The 437-nt window shown below is 53.8% G+C and carries 1 protein-coding gene; it reads left to right on the top strand.

Annotation, left to right across the window (positions count from 1 at the left end; translation table 11 throughout):
- Positions 1-92: 92 nt before the first annotated feature.
- Positions 93-350 carry a hypothetical protein gene (locus tag HLUSI_RS32625; RefSeq protein ID WP_157137835.1) on the top strand — a complete coding sequence of 86 codons (258 nt, stop codon included), beginning with the start codon at positions 93-95 and terminating at the stop codon, positions 348-350.
- Positions 351-437 lie beyond the last annotated feature (87 nt).

Genomic DNA, 437 nt, shown 5'->3' with positions numbered 1-437 from the left:
TAAAGGACGCGTCAGGAAAATGTGATACATTCTTCCGCTTGCTGTTCCCCGTTGTTGGTTACAATCGCAGCCCCCCATAAGAATAATCGACCATGAAATCGAACACACAGACATCTCACGCAACGATCTACGGGCAAGACATCAGCCTGGCGTGCCCGCATTGCGGGCAGCTCATGCTGCAGCTGTCGCCCGACGCCCGCCCGATCCAGGAAAAGAAGGTGGCCTGCCCGTCATGTTGCAAACAAAGCAAGATGGCCAAGCTGAAGACCAGCAGCGGCGACACGTACCAGCTCTACATCCGCCAGATCGATCCGAATGCACGCATCGGCGTGTACAGCTACAAGAAATAAATTATTTGCAAGACTGCGTTCTCACCGTCCTGCGCACCAAAACAAAGAGCCCCGCACGTTGCCGTGACGGGGCTTTTTTTTTTTTGG

This window comes from Herbaspirillum lusitanum P6-12, from assembly GCF_000256565.1.
GTDB classification, from domain to species: Bacteria; Pseudomonadota; Gammaproteobacteria; order Burkholderiales; family Burkholderiaceae_D; genus Herbaspirillum; species Herbaspirillum lusitanum.
Note: the sequence above shows the minus strand (reverse complement) of the source record. Positions and strands in the feature narration are given on the sequence as shown.

Bases quoted from the DNA above. Each gene is read 5' to 3' on its own strand.
- HLUSI_RS32625 (WP_157137835.1), top strand. From the start codon at position 93: ATGAAATCGAACACACAGACATCTCACGCAACGATCTACGGGCAAGAC.